The 19,039-nt window shown below is 70.2% G+C and carries 22 protein-coding genes; 17 read left to right on the forward strand and 5 right to left on the reverse strand.

Going from position 1 to position 19,039, the window contains the following annotated elements:
- Positions 1-97 precede the first annotated feature (97 nt).
- From ADK41_RS07930 to ADK41_RS42945, 3 genes are read right to left on the reverse strand one after another with little or no spacing between them, the layout of a single operon-like run.
- The gene (locus ADK41_RS07930; protein WP_030827380.1) at positions 98-979 is read right to left on the reverse strand and encodes an aminoglycoside phosphotransferase family protein; all 882 of its coding nucleotides are present in this window, start codon (positions 977-979) and stop codon (positions 98-100) included.
- A complete protein-coding gene (locus ADK41_RS07935) occupies positions 976-1,995 on the reverse strand; it encodes a hypothetical protein (protein WP_030827383.1) in 1,020 nt (339 codons plus the stop codon). The genes ADK41_RS07930 and ADK41_RS07935 overlap by 4 nt, the downstream gene beginning before the upstream one ends.
- Positions 1,996-2,050: 55 nt before the next feature.
- Positions 2,051-2,380: a helix-turn-helix domain-containing protein gene (locus tag ADK41_RS42945; protein ID WP_234318804.1), complete on the reverse strand. Its 330-nt coding sequence runs from the start codon at positions 2,378-2,380 to the stop codon at positions 2,051-2,053.
- 158 nt (positions 2,381-2,538) lie between these two features.
- On the opposite strand from ADK41_RS42945, the gene ADK41_RS07940 reads away from it, so the two are divergent.
- Positions 2,539-3,000, forward strand: coding sequence for an ATP-binding protein (locus tag ADK41_RS07940; protein ID WP_030827385.1), 462 nt, complete (start codon positions 2,539-2,541; stop codon positions 2,998-3,000).
- A gap of 294 nt (positions 3,001-3,294) precedes the next feature.
- On the opposite strand, the gene ADK41_RS07945 is transcribed toward ADK41_RS07940, so the two are convergent.
- Entirely contained in the window at positions 3,295-3,777 is a 483-nt protein-coding gene (locus ADK41_RS07945; protein WP_030827389.1) for an SAM-dependent methyltransferase, read from the reverse strand.
- Between the two features lie 72 nt (positions 3,778-3,849).
- A complete protein-coding gene (locus ADK41_RS07950) occupies positions 3,850-5,238 on the reverse strand; it encodes a Tat pathway signal protein (protein ID WP_199821777.1) in 1,389 nt (462 codons plus the stop codon).
- A gap of 189 nt (positions 5,239-5,427) precedes the next feature.
- Here ADK41_RS07950 and ADK41_RS07955 point away from each other — a divergent pair, with 189 nt between their 5' ends.
- The 16 genes from ADK41_RS07955 to ADK41_RS08025 all read left to right on the forward strand — a co-directional run bounded on the left by ADK41_RS07955 (position 5,428) and on the right by ADK41_RS08025 (position 19,002).
- Positions 5,428-5,925 carry a DUF6415 family natural product biosynthesis protein gene (locus ADK41_RS07955; protein ID WP_234318805.1) on the forward strand — a complete coding sequence of 166 codons (498 nt, stop codon included), beginning with the start codon at positions 5,428-5,430 and terminating at the stop codon, positions 5,923-5,925.
- On the forward strand, positions 5,922-6,065 hold the full coding sequence (locus ADK41_RS41595) for a hypothetical protein (protein WP_158717673.1): 144 nt from the start codon (positions 5,922-5,924) through the stop codon (positions 6,063-6,065). The genes ADK41_RS07955 and ADK41_RS41595 overlap by 4 nt, the downstream gene beginning before the upstream one ends.
- Positions 6,066-6,154: 89 nt before the next feature.
- On the forward strand, positions 6,155-7,999 hold the full coding sequence (locus ADK41_RS07960; protein ID WP_030827404.1) for a glycoside hydrolase family 15 protein: 1,845 nt from the start codon (positions 6,155-6,157) through the stop codon (positions 7,997-7,999).
- Positions 7,999-9,459, forward strand: a complete 1,461-nt coding sequence (locus ADK41_RS07965) for a sensor histidine kinase (RefSeq protein ID WP_051843185.1) — start codon at positions 7,999-8,001, stop codon at positions 9,457-9,459. Before ADK41_RS07960 ends, ADK41_RS07965 begins: the two co-directional genes overlap by 1 nt.
- The gene (locus tag ADK41_RS07970; RefSeq protein WP_030827410.1) at positions 9,456-9,866 is read left to right on the forward strand and encodes a roadblock/LC7 domain-containing protein; all 411 of its coding nucleotides are present in this window, start codon (positions 9,456-9,458) and stop codon (positions 9,864-9,866) included. The genes ADK41_RS07965 and ADK41_RS07970 overlap by 4 nt, the downstream gene beginning before the upstream one ends.
- Complete coding sequence (locus tag ADK41_RS07975; RefSeq protein ID WP_030827413.1) at positions 9,863-10,219, forward strand: DUF742 domain-containing protein; 357 nt, start codon at positions 9,863-9,865, stop codon at positions 10,217-10,219. Before ADK41_RS07970 ends, ADK41_RS07975 begins: the two co-directional genes overlap by 4 nt.
- Positions 10,197-10,799 carry a GTP-binding protein gene (locus ADK41_RS07980; protein WP_030827416.1) on the forward strand — a complete coding sequence of 201 codons (603 nt, stop codon included), beginning with the start codon at positions 10,197-10,199 and terminating at the stop codon, positions 10,797-10,799. The genes ADK41_RS07975 and ADK41_RS07980 overlap by 23 nt, the downstream gene beginning before the upstream one ends.
- Positions 10,796-11,974, forward strand: a complete 1,179-nt coding sequence (locus ADK41_RS07985) for a cytochrome P450 (protein ID WP_030827419.1) — start codon at positions 10,796-10,798, stop codon at positions 11,972-11,974. The genes ADK41_RS07980 and ADK41_RS07985 overlap by 4 nt, the downstream gene beginning before the upstream one ends.
- A 13-nt stretch (positions 11,975-11,987) precedes the next feature.
- A complete protein-coding gene (locus ADK41_RS07990) occupies positions 11,988-13,220 on the forward strand; it encodes a cytochrome P450 family protein (RefSeq protein WP_030827423.1) in 1,233 nt (410 codons plus the stop codon).
- A gap of 25 nt (positions 13,221-13,245) precedes the next feature.
- Entirely contained in the window at positions 13,246-13,728 is a 483-nt protein-coding gene (locus ADK41_RS43880; protein WP_030827425.1) for a LuxR C-terminal-related transcriptional regulator, read from the forward strand.
- A 74-nt stretch (positions 13,729-13,802) separates the two neighbouring features.
- A complete protein-coding gene (locus ADK41_RS08000) occupies positions 13,803-14,375 on the forward strand; it encodes a hypothetical protein (RefSeq protein ID WP_030827431.1) in 573 nt (190 codons plus the stop codon).
- Entirely contained in the window at positions 14,372-14,947 is a 576-nt protein-coding gene (locus ADK41_RS08005) for a DUF6624 domain-containing protein (RefSeq protein WP_030827435.1), read from the forward strand. The genes ADK41_RS08000 and ADK41_RS08005 overlap by 4 nt, the downstream gene beginning before the upstream one ends.
- 73 nt (positions 14,948-15,020) lie before the next feature.
- Positions 15,021-15,488 carry a DUF6082 family protein gene (locus tag ADK41_RS08010; RefSeq protein ID WP_030827437.1) on the forward strand — a complete coding sequence of 156 codons (468 nt, stop codon included), beginning with the start codon at positions 15,021-15,023 and terminating at the stop codon, positions 15,486-15,488.
- Positions 15,489-15,619: 131 nt separating this feature from the next.
- Complete coding sequence (locus tag ADK41_RS08015; protein WP_030827439.1) at positions 15,620-15,805, forward strand: FxLD family lanthipeptide; 186 nt, start codon at positions 15,620-15,622, stop codon at positions 15,803-15,805.
- Positions 15,806-15,895: 90 nt separating this feature from the next.
- On the forward strand, positions 15,896-17,935 hold the full coding sequence (locus tag ADK41_RS08020) for a lantibiotic dehydratase family protein (protein ID WP_234318806.1): 2,040 nt from the start codon (positions 15,896-15,898) through the stop codon (positions 17,933-17,935).
- Positions 17,932-19,002, forward strand: coding sequence for a lanthionine synthetase C family protein (locus ADK41_RS08025; RefSeq protein WP_030827445.1), 1,071 nt, complete (start codon positions 17,932-17,934; stop codon positions 19,000-19,002). The genes ADK41_RS08020 and ADK41_RS08025 overlap by 4 nt, the downstream gene beginning before the upstream one ends.
- Positions 19,003-19,039: the final 37 nt, after the last annotated feature.

The raw sequence follows: 19,039 nt of genomic DNA on the forward strand, positions 1-19,039 counted from the left end.
CTGGAAGTGCAGCGTTTCCGTGCCCCACCTTGATGGGGCACGAGCGTCAAAGCTGCGCCACAAAACGAGTTGCTGCTCGCGAGTAGCTGGTAGTGGGCTACATGATCCCCTTCCATCGCCACGGCGGCGCCCCGGCCCGGCCGCGCAAGCAGTCAATGCGGTATTGCGCCTCGCGCCGCCACTTCGGGCGGCTGGCAGCGTGCTGCGCGGCGTAAGTCACCATACGCAACTGGCGTGATTTAGCCAGGAGTTCATACCCTTCCCACTCCGTGACGTCAGCGCCATAGGTCTCGCAGAACGCGGCGTACTCCTCCGCAGACACCGCGCCGGTCGTGGTGAGCTTCACCGCGGTCGATACGAGATCCCACTCCGGGGGGCCGAATGAAGCGCGCTCGAAGTCGAGCAACATCGGGCCGGCCTCCGTGCGCGCCACGTTGCCGACCCATGCATCCCCGTGGACTACACATTCCGGCAGGCCCTTCGGCCTCGAAGCCCACTGCTGCTTGAGATCCTCAAGCCGGCCCTTCAACCACAGCCGGTCATCGTCAGAAATTGTGATCGCTGCGTCGATGCGCTCAACCAGCCGGACGAACGGGTCCAACTCACCCAGTGGCAGGCCTGGCTTCGGCAGGGCATGCAGCTGCTTGAGGAGAACGACGACGTCGGTGACGGTCCCGATTTCGTGTGGTGGCAGCTCTTGCCAAAACGTCACCGGGTGCCCGCTGGCTACTACCGGCTGCCGCAGGTCAAGGGCGCGTACGGCGGGCACGCCTTCGGCGGCCAGCCAGCGGGCGACCTGAACCTCGCGCGCTGCGGCGGCAGACTGTCCGGGCCGGGCGATTCGCACCACCACTCCCCCGGGCAGACGCCATATGGCGTTCTCGGCGATCCGTATCGGTTGGGCGTTGGTCGCGTCGAGGCCGGCTGCGAGGCACGCCTCCTCAAGTACGGCTTGGGTCGGCGTGGGCGAAGTAGTCACGCCCGCACCGTAGCCGCGATGCGCTCGCGCAGGTCGCTGGCCTCGGAGAGGTTCCGGTGCCGGCCTGCGAACCGGGCGAGTTCCCGCAGGTCCTCGGCGGCCCGGTAGGAGGTCAGCTTGCCGACGTCATCCAGCGCTCGGTGGCCGAGTACGACCGCGTGCCGCGGATCGTCGCCCTTGGCCATTACCAGGGAAGCGAGTTTCGTCTCGGAGATGGCGCGCGAGCGGGCAAAGGCGTTGCCGTGTCCTTTCACCGCGATTTCGAATCGGCGGGCCGCCTGCCCGGGGTCCTGGTCCGCGTGGACCGCGAGGTCGAACAACGCGTGGGCGGTGTCGCCGTGGTGCTGCGCGTGGTCGTAGTAGGCCATCCACGGCGGATCCTGTGCCGGGTCGGATTGTTCGAACGCGGCGTCGGCTTCTCCGACCGCGCGCAGGGTGTTGGCTACGTCGCGCATCTTGCCGAAGGCTCGGGCGCGTGCCGCGTGCAGCATGGCACGCTCGGTCGCGGTCAGTCGGTCGGAACGCACCAGACCCTTCTCTGCGTGGGTCAGGCCAGTATCCGGATCTCCGACCCAGATTTCCTGCCGGGCCATGAACGAGTACGTCTTGGCGCGCAGGTGCCACTCCCCGGCTTCTTCCGCGCACTCAGCGGCCAGCCGGAAGCTGACTCGGGCATCGTCGTGGGCGTACGCGTCGAACTGCGAGGCGCCGACGACAATCCCCAACCGAGCGACAGAGGCTAGGAGTTCAGGCCGCAGGGACTCGGGGCAGGGCACCGGCAGCAGGGAGGCACCCCACATGATGGCACCGCGGGCCAGTTCTCGCACCGCGCCGCCGCCTCCGTACTCGTTGTCCTGACGATGGATGACATCGGCCAGCGACTTCAACTGCCTGATCTCGCGTGGGCGGATCTGAGTCGGGATCTCCCGGGGGGCTGCTGGCGTCACGAGGTGGACGAGGTCTATGGGGGCGATGGCGGCAAGGCCGCTCGTGGCGAGGAAGGCGCGACGGTCCACAGGGGCAGGGCTCCCGCTCGGAGGTGTTGTGCTACCTCTACCCAGGATGCGGCCTTCATGGATCTGAACCGGCACCTCCGCCCTGCCGGGGGGGTGCACTTTCCGTTTCGGGGCGGGCTTTTTCCGTTTGCCCGAACACCATCCCCCACGCCCGGGTGAGGACTCCGCCCGTCTGCAGGACCTCGTCCAAGCGCTCAGCCAAGTCCTTCGAACAGGTAGCAGTCCCCTTCTCGATCTTCTCGATGAGTGAACCGCTGACCTGCACCTTCACGCCCAACTCGGCGTGCGTGAGAGGGCTGCGCTCCTTACGCCAGGTCCGCAGTTCATGACCGAACCAGTCACGCGGGGACGCGTCCGGAGTCAATTGCTTCTCGGGTCTTGGCATGGGCTGTCCCTCGCTCGCGAAACGGAAGATCGAGGTTTCCGAATCAAGATCTGCACGCGGTCCTGTCGGCCTGGCTCAATGGTTGCTCACGGCCGCCACCCCAGTACACACCGCATCCGGCGCCGGTTGGAGAGATTTCGTCGAACGAGGGACTCCCCGTGAAGGCAGACCTGATGGGGGCTCAACAGCCCGTTTCAGATGGCACAAGCGCTGCGGTCCGGACGCGTTCCGGAGCATGCGAAATCGACGTCGTTCTGACAGACGCTGCCGTCTCGGGCGTGCGTGACCTCGTCAGCGCGTGCCTCCGTCTGTGGGGCCTGACCGAACTCGACTGGCGGGTCACTCTCACTGCGTCCGAGCTACTGACGAACGCCTTTCAGCACGCCCGCAAGGAGGATGAGTCCTCAGTTCCGGTGAAGGTCGTCCTCACCCGGACCCCCGACGGGCTCTTCCTGTGCGTCAGTGACCCGGACCCCTGGCTCCCAGCCGCCGTCTCGGCAGGCGAAAACGACGAGGGCGGTCGCGGCCTGATGCTGATCAAGACGCTCAGCGACAGATACGGCTGCTCGTCCACTGCCCACGGCAAAGACGTTTGGGTCACGATCCTGCACTCTGCGTAGTCGCTTCCCCTGCCTCTGACGAGACCCGAAAGGACCACCATCATGTGCCGGCATTCGACGGCGTTCCCCGGGGCCGACACGAAGGCCGACGGCGGTTCATCGTCTGCGATGCTGCGCTCGGAAGAATCGAATGACAGCTTCGAGTTGAGGCACGGCCCTCACGCGAGACCTCTTTTGGGAGGGCGGCGTCAGCGAGGCCGCTCGTACTTCCTGGTCTGCCTTCCGCGTCCCCGCGGGCAGAGCGTGGTGTACACCCGCAGTGGCTGCAGCGTCGTGGAGTTACGGCAGGCCTGCCTACGGGCGCTCCGCTGCGTCGCGCCAGTAGTCGGTGAGCATCTCGCCCGGCCAGGCCGGCTGGCGGACGGAACCCCGAGGCCCCATTTCCTGAAAGTAGGGGGCCAGGTCAATCACCGGCGTCCCGTCGACCGCGTCGAGGTCGGTCACCAGAAGGTCGCGGCCGTCCACGCTCAGCAGCCTCGGGTAGCTGACAGCCAACTGGTTGGGACGTCGATGGTTTCGGTGGACGAAGGTTCCGGTCGCCGGCCACCGCACGTTGCCCCTGGGGCTGCGGGCGTGGAGCTGCACGTCCTCGGGCTGTGCCAGGTGGAAGCGCCACGTCACAGTCAGGTGGGAGAACTCGTCGATTCCCTGCAGGGTTTCGAGGGGGTATGCCTCGTTGAGTCGGATCACCGACTGGACCCCGCCTTGGTAATCGTCCTGGACGCGGGTGTGGCCGCCGACGACCGTTGCGATCGATTCGACCTCGTACGTCGTCACCGGTATTGGTTCCTTTCCTCGGACGAAGCTGGTCCGCGGGCTGCCATGGAGCATCGAACGTCCGCGTCGCGATCAGCCTATGGCCCGGAGCATGCCGCGTGCTCGGCGGTCCAGCGCGGTGACATGGCGGCCTCCGCGTTGCCGGACAGGCGAGAGATCGCTCTGGATTCGGACGATGACGTCACGCGTCCGGCCGGACTGGACGCCCGTCATGGCGTCGAGTGCCTCGTTCCAGGTTGCACACGCCTCGTCGAGGTTTCCCCGCTGGACCTGGACTGCGCCGAGGTAGCCGAGCGTCACGCTGTGGGTACGGGCGAACTGCTGACGCCGGCGCGTGGCCACACTCCGCTTGAAGTGGACCTCCGCGTCGAGGGGCTGACCTATATCGCGCAGAGCGCAGGCCGTCTCGTGGGCGAGGGAGGCTTCCTGGAAGAAGCCGACGCGGGCGGGCGCTTCGTTGGTGTCGGCCCGAGCGAGGTCTCGCTCTGCGCGGCTGATGGCCGCGAGGGTGCCGGCTCGGTCGCCGTCGGCCGCGAGTGCGCGGGCGTGGACGATCGCCAGCAGCGCCTTCTCGCGGTGGCTGGCCTGGCCGTAGCGGTCGCGGGACATCGAGGCGTCCGCCAGGGCGAGCGCCCTGCGCGAATGCCCGAGGTCGACGGCCTGGTGGGCGAGGGCGCGCAGGACGTGGCCGCCGAGCGGTCCGTCGCCGGCTTCCGCCGCGATCCTGGCGGCGATGGTGAGGTAGCGCTGGGCGGTGCGGTGTTCACTGGCGTCGAAGGCCATCCAGCCGGCGAGGTACGTCATCTCCGCCACGGAGGAGTACGTGTCGCGGCGGAGCTGATCTGTACGGAATCGGCCGCCGAGCAGCGGTACCGCCTCGTCGAGCAGGTGGCTGGCCAGGGCCTTGCGGCCGGATGCGCCGCCTCGCTGCTGGTCGCGCGCGGAGTAGTAGACCGTGAGGTCGCGGACGTCGTCAACGTCGGCTTGGGTCACCGAGCGCGACGAGGCCGGTCGGCGGCTCGCCGCTGCGGCGGGGGCAGCTGCCCACCACGAGGTGGTGGGCAGGGCGAGACCGGCTGCGGAGTAGGCGGCGGTAGCCAGCAGCTTGCGTCGGTGCATGTCGAGATCGTCGCTTCCCAGCTCGGCCAGTGCGGTCAGAGGGTCGACGCTCCAGTCGGATCCGGTGTCGGTCGTGCCTGTCGGCTCTTCTTCCAGCCCGAGGTCGGCCAGGGAGAGGCGGCGGCCGAGCCTGCGGGACAGCGTCTCGCGCAGGATATGCGGCGCTCCGCCACTCGGCTTCGTGCCGAGCACCCACATGGAGATGTGCGAGCGGGAGATCGCCTCCAGCTCATGCACTCCGCACTCCGCGGCCACCCTGGCGACGGCAGAGGCTGCTTGCGGCTGGGACCAGCCTGCTTCACGCAGGAGTGCGGCGAGGGCGGCGTTTCGTTCACGGGCCATGGACTGCCCCTCGGTTCCGAAATGATCTTTGGCGCCTTTGGCGGCCTTCCCGTCCGCGTAGGCATACCCCTCGGGCGGGATTCGCGGTTCGCTCAACGTAGCTGCCAGATCACTCACTTCGCACGCCAGCCGTCGGCTCCGACCGGTGGTCTCGGCTCACTTTGGCTTGATCCGAACAGGAGTTGTGTCATGCGCCTTTCGCTGGACCCTCGCCGAGACGGCAACCAGCTCGCGAGCGTGCGCGGGCGGCGAGCACCCGTCACTGAGGCGCCGGCGCCGGAGCGCGATCACGTGGTGGCCGCGTCGGAGACGGTGACGCTGGTACTGGGCGAGGATTCACCACTGCCCGGGAGCGCTGCCGATGTGGAGGACCTCGTTCGCCTTCTGCGCGGCCACGTCGCCCAGTTGGGCGCTCGGACTCCTCCAGGCACCCCCGCTCTGCTGCGCACGCAGCAGCTCTGCTCTGACAGCCTCCCCGAGGGCTTCATTCCCAGCCGGGTGTACCTGGTCAGGCTCGCCGAGGCCACCCAGGAGCTGATGGCACACGTGGAACGCGGCGGTCCCGGGCCGATCAGCGTGGAGAGCGGGCGGCGTTGGCGGAAGCCCACGGTCAACGTGCTGCGTGGGGCCGTCTTCGCCCTCGCCCTGGCCTGCCTGGTCTTCGCCGCTTCGGTGCCGCGGACATGACGGTGACCGGTGCCGTCGTCATCGCTCTGGTCCTCGGGCCGACGGCCTGGCTGGTGCTTCGCGGTGAGCGGGCGGCCGGTCCTGCACGAGCCGTCGACGACCTGCCGCCGCCCGGCAACGCTCCTCCCTCACCCCGGTGACCACCGACCTGCCTTCTGCCCACCGTTCCCGGCCGCTGCGGCGGCCCCGATACCGCCCCGGACCCGCGGGGTTCACGGAGATCCACACGATGAAACGGCTTCCGCGCATCGAGCAGTACGGCCTGATCGGCGATATGCAGACCAGCGCCCACGTCTGCGATGACGGTTCGATCGATTGGCTGTGCCTGCCCCGCTTCGACTCGCCGGCCCCGTTCGCGGCCCTGCTCGGTTCGGAGAAGCACGGGGCATGGCGCATAGCCCCCGCCGCCGCCTACCAGGAGGGCGCAGCAGCAAGTGCCGAGCGGCGCTACCTCGGTGAGTCCCTCGTACTGGAGACGGTGTGGACGACCTCCTCGGGCAGCGTGACGGTCACCGACTTCATGCCGCCACGTAACAGAGCCCCGCAGGTGATCCGGATCGTGGAAGGCACGGCCGGTCAAGTCTCCATGGTGTCCGCGCTGCGCGCCCGCCCCGGCTACGGCCGCATCAGTCCGTGGGTCCACGAGGCGGGCGGGCGCATGGTGGCCGAGGGCGGCGAGGACGCACTGTGGCTGGACACGGCCACCGAGCAGCGGGAGAAGGACGGGGCGATCGTCTGCTCTTTCACGGTCGCCGCCGGCGACAGCGTGGCCTTCGTACTGAGCTGGAGCCCGTCACACGGTTGCCCGCCCGAGATTCCGGAGCCCGAAGCCGCGCTGGAGGCGACCCTGGCGTTCTGGGAGAACTGGACGAGCCAGTGCACCTACACCGGGCCCTACCGCGACGCCGTCCTCCGTTCGCTCATCACCCTGAAGGCGATGACGTATGCGCCCAGCGGGGGCATCGTCGCCGCGCCGACCACGTCGCTGCCCGAGGAACTCGGCGGCAAACGGAACTGGGACTACCGCTACACCTGGCTGCGCGATGCCTCCACCACCCTGGCCGCGCTGCTCGGGTCGGGCTTCCGCCAGGAGGCCGGCTCCTTCCGCCGATGGCTCCTGCGAGCGGTGGCCGGCGATCCGGAGAACCTGCAGATCATGTACGGCATCACCGGCCAGCGGGACCTGTCGGAGCGGGAGCTGGGGTGGCTGCCCGGATACGAGAACTCCGCGCCGGTCCGGATCGGCAACGGCGCGGCCGACCAGGTGCAGCTCGACGTCTACGGCTACGTGATCGAGACTCTCTGCCTCGCGCACGAGAGCGGCGTCGCCCCGTGCGGGGACACCACGGTTCTCCACCAGCGGCTCGTTGAGCACCTGGCCGAGCGGTGGCAGATGCCCGACGAGGGGATTTGGGAAGTGCGTGGAGAGCGGCGGCACTTCGTCCACTCCAAGATCATGGCCTGGGTGGCCGTCGACCGCACCATCCGCCTGGTCGAGGCCGGTGCCATGGAAGCCGATCTGTTCGCGCTGATCGAGCTGCGTGAGGCCATCCACCACGAGGTGTGCACGCGCGGCTTCGACCCGGTCCGCAACACCTTCACCCAGTCCTACGGATCACAGGAGGTCGATGCCGCCCTGCTGCTGATCCCCCGGGTGGGCTTCCTGCCGCCGGACGACCCGCGCGTGATCGGAACCGTGGAAGCGGTGCGCCGGGATCTGTCCACCCCCGAGGGCTTCGTACACCGGTACCGCACCGCCGGGAAGCGCACTGGGATCGACGGCCTGACCGGGAACGAGGGGACCTTCCTCCTCTGCTCGTTCATGATGGTCGACGCGCTCGCTCTGACCGGCCGCCTGGACGAAGCCCGTGCACTGTTCGATCGGCTGCTGGCCCTGCGCACCGACCTCGGCCTACTCGCCGAGGAGTACGACCCCACCAGCGGGCGGCAGTTGGGCAACTTCCCGCAGGCGTACAGCCACATCGGGGTCATCGGATCCGCGCTCCTGTTGCAGCAGCTCGGCGCGGGTGCGTCTGCGGCCGAGGCGGACGTTCTCGTGGCGGCGAGCGTCTGATGAACACACTCGCCATCACCACCCTCGTCCTGCTCGCCCTCTCGGCCGTCATCGCCGGAGCGGCAGCTTGGGTCACCCGTCGCCGCTGGCTCGCGGCACGGCATCAGGCCCATCTCCTGGGCCGAGAACAGCGGGCCACCGAGCAGGCCCTGGACCGGCTGGTCCAAGAGGTGCTGCCACAGATCCACACGTCCGGCGGCTGGGCTGCTCCGCCAATTCCGGCACCGGAGCTGACCGGCACCACGGTCGGCGAGCGGCTGGAGCTCGCGGCCAAGGCCACCGCCGGCCTCGCCCAGGCCATCGTCCACGACATCCGGTACGCCGCGCACCAGGAGATCGAACAGATCAAGACGCACGGGGCGGAGGAGCTGCGCCGTGCGCACGCCGACGCGCAAGCGGAGATCGCCCGCGTGCAGGCGAACGCTGTGCGGTCGACCGAGGCCGCGGTGCGCAGCGTATCGTCGGCGCTGGTGGGCATGGCCGCCCGGACCAGCCGCAGGGTCAGCGAGGGGGTCAGGGCGCACCAGGACGACGCCGCCTTCGAGACACTGACCGGGATCGATCGCACCGTCCAGCAGACACTGCTGGTCGCGCAGGGCTGGACCGTCCTGGCCGGCGGCAAGTTGACCCGGCACTGGACCACCACGACCCTGACCGATGTGGTGCGGGCCGCGATGGGCTACGTCGAGGACTACCAGCGCGTGGCGCCGCAGGAGCTGCCCCTGGCGGTGAAGACCCATGTCGTCGGGCCCGTGGTACACACCCTCGCTCTTCTGCTGGACAACGCGCTGCGGTTCTCCCCGCCGCAGTCCCGCGTCCACGTCTCCTTCGAGCAGGGCCACCACGGGGTCACCGTCATCGTGGACGACAGCGGCCTGCAGATGACGCCGGAGCAGCTCGATGAGGCCCGGGACATCCTCACCGGCCAGCGCGCCGACGACATCACACAGCTCGGCGCCCTGCCCAAGACCGGTTTCCGGGTCGCCGCCGCTCTCGCTCGCGCCTACGGCTTCCGGATCGACGTCCAGGCCCCAAACGCGTTGCTGGGCACCCGCGCGCTCCTCACCCTTCCCCAGGACCTCCTCACCACCGTGGCCGAGGCCGCACCTGCACCCGCCCCTGCGGCGCACAGCGTCCCGCAAGGCGCGCTCGCCCCCGTCCCGGAGAGCCGCCTCGCACTGGCCCAGCCCGCGCGAGGACCGCAGCCCGTCCCCGTGCCGGCACACCCGCCGGCAGAGGAGCGCCTCGATGCGTCGGCCGCTGCCGGGACGACAGCCAGCGGGCTGACACGGCGTAACCGGCGCGGCACCCCGGCACCTGCTCCAGCCCGCCGCCCGGTCAACGCGGAGCCGGGACGCGCAAGCGTGATCGTCTCCTGGGCCCACGGCACTCAGGCGGCACGCGCCGAACTTGACGCCGCCCCCTCCCCGACCCCTGACGAGCAAGGACACGAGGTATGAGCGAGAAGAACATCGGCTGGCTCCTGGAGCGCCTGGAGGAGACCGACGGAGTGGAGTACGCCGTGCTCGTCGCGGCCGACGGCATGAGCCCGGACTACACGCCCCGCCTCCCGCAGGAGCAGGCGGAGAAGATCGCCGCCATCACCTCGACACTGTGGGCGGCGTCGCGGGCCTACGACCACGAGACCGGCGGCGGGGGCGTGCGCCAGTTCGTCATGGAGTCGGTCGACCACATCTCCCTGCTCATCCCGGCCGGGGAGAACACGATGCTCGCCGTCCGCACCAGCAGCCCCCACGTCGACATCGGCGTCATCAGCGAGGCCGCCCTGCGGCTGGCGGGAAGTGTCGGCGACCAACTGGGCGTCAAGACCCGGGTGACCAGCGGCGTGGAAGCACCGCCGGCATGAGCAGGCCGCGGCAGGATCCCGACCTGGTCAGGCCCTACGTCCGCACAGGCGGACGTACCCGCCCCAGCACGGACGTGCGTCTGGAGAGCGTGGTCTTCGCCGCGACCGGCACCCACCCCGGACTTAATGCCGACGCTCGCCGCCTGCTGGCTCTGTTCGCCGGCTCCCGCGGCGGCGGTCTGGCCGTCGCCGAGATCGCCTCCGAACTCGCCCTGCCGCCCTCGACCACCCGCATCCTCGTCGCCGACCTCATCGGACTCGGACTGATGACTCTCGCCCAAGGCCACGACGACGAACGCCCTCCCGCCTCACTGATCGAAAGGGTCCTTCATGGCCTCCGCGCTCACGCTTGACCGGTTCGTCGCACCGACGGTGACGGCGACCGCGAAGATCGTGGTCGCCGGAGCTTTCGGCGTGGGCAAGACCACCTTCGTCGGCAGCGTCTCCGAAGTGCCGCCCGTGCACATGGAAGAGACCATCACCCGGGCCAGCGCTCTGGTCGACGACCTGGCCCGCACGCCGGAGAAGTCGACCACCACCGTCGGCATCGACTTCGGGCGCAAGCACCTCGGGGACGACCTGGTGCTGTACCTGTTCGGCACCCCGGGCCAGGCCCGGTTCCGGTTCCTGTGGGAGGAGCTGATCGTCGGTGCCCTCGGCGCCCTGGTCCTTGTCGACCCTCGCGACCTGGACGCCTCCCACGAGATCCTCACCCTTCTCGAAGAGACCGAAGTGGCATACGCAGTCGCGGTCAACCAGTTCGACGGCGCACCCCGCTACCCGCTCACCGAAATCCACGAGGCGCTCGCCCTGGAAGAACACACCCCGCTGAGCGTGTGCGACGCCCGCGAGCGGGCGTCGTGCATGCAGACCCTGATCCATCTGACCGAATACCTCGCCCACCTCGCGCACCGTCTGGAGCCCCGACCGTGAGCACCGCGCCCCCTCGCATCTCCCTGTACGAGGCGGACTTCGCCCAAGACCCGCACGCCTCCTACCGGCGCATGCGCGAGCAGTTCGGGCCCCTGGTCCCGGTGGACCTGGCGCCCGGCGTGCCCGCCACGCTGGTCGTCGGCTACGAGGCGGCCCGCCACATCCTCGGCGACCCGCAGCGCTTCCCCGCCGACCCGCGCCGGTGGCAGACCACCGTCCCGGATACCTGCTCCATCCGGCCGATGATGGAGTACCGGCCCAACGCCCTGCGCTCCGCCGGCGCCGAGCACGCCCGCTACCGGGCCGCGAACACCGCCGCCCTGCAGACCGTCGACCAGCACGCGCTACGCGATCACGTCGAACAGGTAGCCGCCCGGACCATCAGCACCTTCGCTGCCGAGGGGAAGGCCGACCTGCTGGCCCAGTACGCCTGGCCGCTCGCCTTCAACACGCTCAGCCACCTGCTCGGCTGCCCCGACGAGGTCGGGCGGCGGATCGCGGACGGCATGTCGAAAATCTTCGACGGGGTCAACGCCTCCAGCGGCAACCAGATCCTCGCCCAAGCCGTCGCCGACCTCGTCTCCCTGCGCCGGGCACATCCCGGCGACGACGTGACCAGCAGGCTCCTCGTCCACGTCGCGCGACTGAACGACAACGAGATGGGCCAGCAGCTCATCACCCTCTACGGCGCGGGCATCGAACCGCTGACCAACCTGATCACCAACACCCTCCTGGAGATGCTCACCAACCCCGACTTCTCCGGGGACCTGCACGCCGGCGACGCCTCCGTCCGCGAAGCCCTGGACACGGTCCTGTACCGCGACCCGCCGCTCGCGAACTTCTCCATGAGCTATCCGCCCCGGCCCGCCGACGTCGGCGGCTACCTCCTCCCGGCCGACGAGCCGGTGGTCATCAGTTACGCCGCCTGCAACAACGACCCGGACCTCGGTGGGCGCGCGCCGCTGGGCAACCGCGCCCATCTCGCGTGGGGCGCCGGCCCGCACAGCTGCCCGGCCAGCTCGCACGCCTACCTCATCGCCGAGGCCGCCATCCTCCACATCCTCGACGCGCTGCCCGAGATGGACCTCGCCACCCGCCGCGAGGACCTCACCTGGCGCCCCGGCCCCTTCCACCGCTCCCTGGTGACCCTGCCGGTCACCTTCCCCGCCATCTGAAAGAGACCCCGACGTGCCCGAACAGCAGATACTCGTCCTCGACCCCACCGGCAGCGACCCGGGCGCCGAACACCGGGCCTTACGCGAGCGCGGCCCTGCCACCCTCGTAGACATCCTCGGCGTGCGCGCCTGGTCCGTCTCCGACCCGGCCCTCCTCAAGCAACTGCTCACCAGCAAGGACGTCTCCAAGGACGGCCGCGCCCATTGGCCGGCCTTCGCCGAGACCGTCCCCACCTGGCCGCTGGCCCTGTGGGTCGCGGTGGAGAACATGTTCACCGCCTACGGCGCCAACCACAGCCGCCTGCGCCGCATGGTCGCCCCCGCCCTCTCCGCCCGCCGCACCGCCGCCCTCCAGACGGACATCGAGACCCTGGTCACCGGGCTGCTCGACGACCTCGACGCCATCCCGGCCGGGGAAAGTGCCGACCTGCGCGAGCACCTCGCCTACCCGCTGCCGATCGCCGTCATCGGACAGCTCATGGGCGTCCCCGGCGACCAGCGCGCCGAGTTCCGCACCGTGGTCGACAACGTGTTCGCCACCCACCTCACCGCCGAAGAACAGGCTGCCAACGCCGCCGCCCTCTACGGTCAGCTGGACGCCCTCATCGCCACCAAACGCACCGAACCCGGCGAGGACATGACCTCGCTGCTGATCGCCACCCGCGACGAGGAAGGCGACGGTTCCACCCTCAACAACGCCGAACTGCGCGACACGCTCCTGCTGATGATCAGCGCCGGATACGAGACCACCGTCAACGTAATCGACCAGGCCCTCACCACCTTGCTGTCCGACCCGCAACAGCTCACCCACGTACGGGACGGACGGTGCACCTGGCAGGACATCGTCGAGGAGACCCTGCGGCACGAGCCCGCAGTCAAGCACCTGCCCCTGCGCTACGCCCTCACCGACATCCCGCTCCCTGACGGGCAGATCATCCACTCCGGCGACGCCGTCCTCGCCTCCTACGCCGCCGCCAACCGGCACCCCGGCCTGCACCAGGACGCCGACCAGTTCGACGCCACCCGGATCAGCAAGGAGCACCTCGCCTTCGGGCACGGCGTCCACTTCTGCCTCGGTGCCCCGCTGGCCCGCCTCGAAGTCGCCACGGCCCTCCGCCTGTTCTTCGAGCGCTTCCCCAACGCCCAGCTCACCACCCGGCGCGAGGACCTGCAGCGCCTGCCGAGCCTCATCAGCAACGGGCACACCAGCGTCCCCGTCCTGCTGCGCCCCACGACAACCGACTGACCGGCCCTCAACGAGGAACCCTGCCATGACCGCCCTCGCCCTAACACAGCCCCTCACCCCGTCCGAACAGCGCATCGCCCAGCACGTGATCAAAGGGCTGGACGCCCGCGAGATCGCAGCCGCCACCCAGCTCAAGCCGAACACCGTCCACTCCACGCTGCGCACCGTGCGCTGGAAGCTGGCCTGTCCCGAACGCTGCTCCCTCGCCGTCGTCGCCCACCGCCTCCTCGCCTCCGGCCAGATCACCGCCCCGACACCGCAGCGGCCCGCTCCGGATCTCAGCCCCGAGCAGATCAGCCTGCTCAAGGCCGCCGCCGAGCACACCCTGCCCCGCGACATCGCCTTCGCCGCCGCCCTCGCCCCGGCCGACGTGCGCGACGCACTCGACCAGCTCCTCGCCGACACGGACGCACAGGACAGCACCGAGCTGGTGGTGCTGGCGCACAGCTGGCAGCTGCTGTCGGCCGAGCAAGCCGCCCACGCGACGCGAAGCGGGGCGACCCAGTGACCCGGCCCGCGACCCCCACGGCCAGCGAGGACCGCTCCGCCCCCGTCCCGTTCACGCAGGCGCCGCCGGCCGCCATCTACGAGATGCGCATGCTGAGCACCGCGGCCGAGCGTGAGGAAGCCGCCGCCCTCGTCCAGGACCGCCAACGCTGGCTCACCCTGCACGGCCTGCCCGTACCCGCCCGAGCCAACATCCCCGCGCAGTTCCGCGAGGCCCAGACCCTGTCCGCCGGGCTGTTCGAGGACGGGAGGCTGCTGTCTTGCATGATCCTCGAGCACACCCCCGACCTCGGATGGGGCCAGGGGCCCTGCCTCTTCCTGGGCTGCGTCCACACCCTTCCCGGCCAGTCCGACGACATCACCCGCCTGATCACCCTGTGGGCGTCCGACTTCGCCGCCCGACTCGACCTCCACGTCGTACGGGCCGAGACCCTGGCTCGCCATGCCCTTGAAGCCGAACCCCTCGCTGCCCTCCTGCGTCGGCTCACCGACACCGGTTGGGACGTGGGCGGATCCGGCCCCGGACGCGACGGCGATCGAGTTGCCCGCCTCGAACTCCTCGCCGAGCACCGCCCCGGGCTCCGCGCGCTGATCAGCTGCCAGGTCCATGCGCCTCAGCCGGCCCCGGACGATCGGAGCAACGCATGACAACCGACGAGCCGCAGCGGCTCGACCTCGCCCGCGAGCTGATCGCCCGCGCCACGGAATCGGCCGCGCACCGGGCCGAGCGCGTACGCGACCAGCTCGACGCCGTCCAACTCGGACAGGGTCGGCATACCGACCACGCCAACACCAAAGTGCTGCGCCGCATCCTGGCCGAGCACGACTGGCCCGGCCACCGTCTCGTCGGCCCCGACGCGGCCCGTGCCGCGTGGAGCATCGCCCTGCACAGTGACGACGATCCCGCCTTCCAGCGTGCCGCCACCACCCTGCTGGGGCGTGCGGTGCAGGCCGACGACGCCCTGGTCCAACACTGGGCGCACCTGCACGACCGCGCCCTCGTCACCAGCGGGCGCGACCAGGAGTACGGCACCCAGCTCCTGCTGTGCGCCGACGGCATCGAGCTGTGCCCACTGCGCGCGCCGGAGTCAGTCGACGCACGCAGGGCCACCGTCGGTCTGCCGCCGATCGCTGTCGCTCTGAAGGCCGTGCGCCGTCGGTACACGCCCGACGGCTCTGCCGATAAAGCCCCGACCATCGTCCTCGCGGGGGCCACGTGAAGAAGCAGTACTCAAGCTTCAACACCAGTCGGCTTACGGCAGCGACTTCACTCTCCGAAAGGGTTGTTGACAGATGAAGCTCACCAACGCCGTCCTCGCTGCCGGTGCAGCCGTCTCCCTCACCACTGCCGTGGTCGGAGCCGCCCGGCTCCGGCAGGACGCGCGGCACCAGGCCGAGCGGAACGAGGTGGTCCTCACCCGGAACCAACTCGACTGGCTTAACCATCTGTCCACCAACTCCGACTTCGCCAAGCTCTGGGCGCCCGAGGACATGGACGCCGATGAGTACATGCAGTTGCTGAAGGCCAACCAGCTCATCTGCATGCTCAGCCTGCGCGACCGCCTCGGCTTCGTCCGTGCCGGACATCTGCCGTGGTACGCCGCGAAGCTGATGGAGAGCGATGTCTGCCGGCGGTACTGGGCCCGCTTCGGCGACCTCCGCGCCCAGGAAGCCGAAGGCGACGAGCGGGCCGAACACTTCACCCGCGTACTGGACCAGGCCGCGAAGAACCGCTCGCGGGCGCAGCCCGCGGCAGCCTGACGACACGGCACGCCAACCTCCGGACACGCGACTGCTCAGGAAATTTCGCCGGCCTTCGCCGTCTGGCAGCAAACTCCGGGCCCTACCGGGCTCCGGGATCCTGCACCATCCACCACTCCCAGGAGGCATGCATGACCGCCATCCAGGCCGAGAGGCCGACCGCTCCCGCGCAGACGGACCTCGTGAAGACCGACGACGACCCGTTCGGGCTCGACATCACCTTCATCGAGGGCACGCCGGCGACCGAGACGGTCCTGATGTGCAGCACGGGCGACACCTGCGGCAGCTCCTGCCCCAGCGCCTGCACCACCTCATAAGCCGGATCACCCCGGCAACGCGGGCCGGACGAGGCTTCCCCTCGTCCGGCCCGCCCCCGCCCGTCACGCCAGAAGTTGAGGAGAGCGTTGATGACACGGCACCGGCCCAGCCTGTACGAGGCCGCGGGGCAGGCCATGCTGCGCGCCGCGGTACACACGACCGAACCCGCCATGCCACCCTGGCCGACGCACACGGCGCCTGCGGAAGAGTGGCGCGCGTGGCTGAGCACGGTCTGGTCCGACACCGACTTCCGCCGGACCGTGTCGCAGGCGAGCCCTCACCTCGTCGAGCAGGTGCAGGCCATCATCGACGGCCGTACACCGAAGGTGCGCCGGATGCGCCGGGCGGCGCTGTCCACCGCCCGCTATGCGATCCGCTACGCACGCCGCTCCACCCCTTACGGCCTGTTCGCTGGCGTCGCCCCGCTCGACTTCGACCAGGCCACGTCCGTCCGCATCGGCGACGAGCACCAAGCTGTGGCGCGCCCCGAACCGGTAGAACTCGAGGAGATGCTCAGCACCTGGGAGAGCGACACTGCGCGCATGGCCGACGCGGAGGTGTGCGTCAACACCCTGATCCGGCAACGCGACCAGCACATCCACGTGCCGTCCGAGGGTGATGCCGAGTTCCGCCTTGCCCTCAACCCTGCGCTGCGTCTCGTACTCGACCTGGCCCGATCACCGATCGGGTACCGCCAGTTGTCCGCCAAGCTGGCCGCGGAGTTCCCCGCCGTGAGCGGCACCGCGCGTGATCAGCTTCTCGGTGAACTGCTGCGGGTGCGGTTGCTGCGCTCCTCGCTGCGCGCGCCCGCCACCGTCGCCGACCCCACCGACGTCTTACCGCCCGCAGCACGCACTCAGGCAGCCAGCCTGCGGACCGCGTGCGACCTGCGGCTGGACGCCGACGTGCGGCTGCACGAACAGGTGCTGACCGAAGCGGAGACCGCGGCAACCATCCTGGCCCGCCTGGTCACCCATCCGAACGGGACACCGACCTGGCGGCGGTGGATCAAACAGTTATCCGAACGCTACGGCGAGAACACCACGGTGCCGGTGGAGGTGGCCACGGATCCCGATCGGGGCGTGGGCTTCCCGGCCGGGTTCGTGACGGCGAGCGAACCGCCTCGGCCGATGTCCCGGCGTGACCGTCTGCTGCTGGAGCTGGCTGGCACCGCCGCCGCCGAAGGCAGCCGCACCGTCACGGTGACCGGGGCGATGATCGAGGAACTGGAAGCAGCGGCCGGCGCCAAACCTCACGACCTGGCGCCCCACCTCGAACTGGCCGCGCAGGTCCACGCGCCCTCTGTTCCGGCCCTGGACCGGGGCGACTTCCGGCTGTGCGTGTTGACCGTCTCCCGCTCGGCCGGATCGATGACCGGCCGGTTCTGGCACCTGTTCCCCGGCATCGAGACGGCGTACGCGAACCTGCCCACGGTCGATCCGCAGGCGGAACTCGCGCAGCTCTCCTTCCACGCCGGGCGTGTGCCGGCCGACCTGCTCACCCGCGCGCCCCAGGCCCTGCTCCGCGTCGTCAGCGTCGGCGAATTACGCCGCCCCGCCCCGCACGTCCTCTTCCCCCGCGACCTGTCGGTCACCCTCGCGGACGGTCGCCCCCAGCTGGTGGAGACGGCGACGGGCAAGCCGCTGGAGCTGCTGGCCCCCACAGCCATCAACTTCCTGTGGAACAACTACACCCCGCCGATGGCCCGCTTCCTCGGCGAGATCAGCCGGGCCGCCTCCCCTCAGGTGACCTGGTTCGACTGGGGCGCCGCCTGGACCCTGCCCTTCACCCCGGCCCTCACCTACCGGCGCACCATCCTCACCGCCGCCCGGTGGAAGATCCGCAGCCGCACGCTGCCCGCCCGCACCGCCCCCATCCAGCAGTGGGCGGACCACCTCCATGCCTGGCGCTTTCGGTTCCGGGTGCCGGAGCGGGTTCTACTCGCCGAGGACGACCAGCAGCTGCCCCTCGACCTCAGCCGCGACGTCGACCTGGACCTCCTGCGCGCGCACCTGGACGCCAGCCCCTTCGGCATCGCCACCCTGCATGAAGCGCCCCCGCCGGACGCCGACGGGTGGATCGGCGGCCGGGCCCACAGCATCGTCGTCCCCCTGGCCAGGCGCTCATGACCACGACGACCGTGCCCCGTACGCAGGACCTGTCCGAGGGGCCCCTGGGGATGGCCCTGCTCGACCTCGAGCGCCGTAACCTGGCCACCGCCCGCCGCCACCTCGCCCAGGCCACCGCCCGCGGGGTCAGCACCGGAAGCAACGCCAGCCTCTTCCACGGCGCGCCCGCCCTGGAGTTCGTCCTGGCACGCGTCCACGGGGCCGGCGACGACGTCCGCTCGGCCGTAGACCGCGTCGTGGATGCCCGACTCGCCGCCGCACACCGCCGTCAGGCGGCCGGCGCGCTGCCCCACCTCACCGAATGGGACCTCATCCGCGGTCTGACCGGACTCGCCGCCCTGTTGCTGTCCCGCCAACCGCCCGCGCCCCGGTTGCCTGACGTGCTCGCATGCCTCGTCTCGCTCGCACACCCTGCCCGCGGTGACGGCCGGATGCTGCCCGGGTGGTGGTCGGCGGTCGGCCCGGATGGGAAGGAGATGGCTGGCGGGCACGGCAACAACGGCATGGCTCACGGCATCGCGGGGCCCCTGGCCGTGCTCTCCCTCGCCCTGCGCGCCGGCGTCAGCGTCCCCGGTCAGGAGGAAGCCGTCGGCACGTTCGCGACCTGGCTCGACCGGCACGGCGTCCACTACTGGTCCACTACAGCGCACCTGGACGCCGAGCAGCCACCCGCGTCGGAGCCGGCCCGCCAGTCCTGGTGCTATGGCCAGCCCGGCATCGCCCGCGCACAGCAGCTCGCCGCGCTCGTCCTCGGCGACCCTGCCCGGCGCCAAGCGGCCGAGGACACCGTCGCGACCATCCTGACCGACCCACTGCGGCTCGCCCGGATCACCGACTCCACGCTCTGCCACGGCTGGGCCGGGCTGCTGATGCTCACCCGCGCGGTCGCCGCCGACAGCCCCGCACCCGACCGCTTCACCCCGATCATCCAGGACCTGCACCGACGGCTGGCCATCAGCTGGGAGCACCTGCCCAAGCCCGGCTTCATGGAAGGCCGCGCCGGCGCCCAACTCGCCCTGCAGGCCGCCGATACCACCGGCTGGAGCCGCGCCCTCCTGCTCACCTGACCCCCAAACCTGCCGCCCTGCAAGGAGTTTCCTACTT

The sequence above is a fragment of the Streptomyces caelestis genome (assembly GCF_001279005.1).
Taxonomy (GTDB): domain Bacteria; phylum Actinomycetota; class Actinomycetes; order Streptomycetales; family Streptomycetaceae; genus Streptomyces; species Streptomyces heliomycini.

What these genes read in the sequence shown, in the direction of transcription:
- ADK41_RS42945 (WP_234318804.1), bottom strand. Translation starts at nt 2,380, where the DNA reads ATGCCAAGACCCGAGAAGCAATTGACTCCGGACGCGTCCCCGCGTGAC.
- ADK41_RS07950 (WP_199821777.1), bottom strand. Translation starts at nt 5,238, where the DNA reads ATGGCCCGTGAACGAAACGCCGCCCTCGCCGCACTCCTGCGTGAAGCA.
- ADK41_RS07955 (WP_234318805.1), top strand. Translation starts at nt 5,428, where the DNA reads ATGCGCCTTTCGCTGGACCCTCGCCGAGACGGCAACCAGCTCGCGAGC.
- ADK41_RS41595 (WP_158717673.1), top strand. Translation starts at nt 5,922, where the DNA reads ATGACGGTGACCGGTGCCGTCGTCATCGCTCTGGTCCTCGGGCCGACG.
- ADK41_RS07960 (WP_030827404.1), top strand. Translation starts at nt 6,155, where the DNA reads ATGAAACGGCTTCCGCGCATCGAGCAGTACGGCCTGATCGGCGATATG.
- ADK41_RS07965 (WP_051843185.1), top strand. Translation starts at nt 7,999, where the DNA reads ATGAACACACTCGCCATCACCACCCTCGTCCTGCTCGCCCTCTCGGCC.
- ADK41_RS07970 (WP_030827410.1), top strand. Translation starts at nt 9,456, where the DNA reads ATGAGCGAGAAGAACATCGGCTGGCTCCTGGAGCGCCTGGAGGAGACC.
- ADK41_RS07975 (WP_030827413.1), top strand. Translation starts at nt 9,863, where the DNA reads ATGAGCAGGCCGCGGCAGGATCCCGACCTGGTCAGGCCCTACGTCCGC.
- ADK41_RS07980 (WP_030827416.1), top strand. Translation starts at nt 10,197, where the DNA reads ATGGCCTCCGCGCTCACGCTTGACCGGTTCGTCGCACCGACGGTGACG.
- ADK41_RS43880 (WP_030827425.1), top strand. Translation starts at nt 13,246, where the DNA reads ATGACCGCCCTCGCCCTAACACAGCCCCTCACCCCGTCCGAACAGCGC.
- ADK41_RS08005 (WP_030827435.1), top strand. Translation starts at nt 14,372, where the DNA reads ATGACAACCGACGAGCCGCAGCGGCTCGACCTCGCCCGCGAGCTGATC.
- ADK41_RS08010 (WP_030827437.1), top strand. Translation starts at nt 15,021, where the DNA reads ATGAAGCTCACCAACGCCGTCCTCGCTGCCGGTGCAGCCGTCTCCCTC.
- ADK41_RS08015 (WP_030827439.1), top strand. Translation starts at nt 15,620, where the DNA reads ATGACCGCCATCCAGGCCGAGAGGCCGACCGCTCCCGCGCAGACGGAC.
- ADK41_RS08020 (WP_234318806.1), top strand. Translation starts at nt 15,896, where the DNA reads ATGACACGGCACCGGCCCAGCCTGTACGAGGCCGCGGGGCAGGCCATG.
- ADK41_RS08025 (WP_030827445.1), top strand. Translation starts at nt 17,932, where the DNA reads ATGACCACGACGACCGTGCCCCGTACGCAGGACCTGTCCGAGGGGCCC.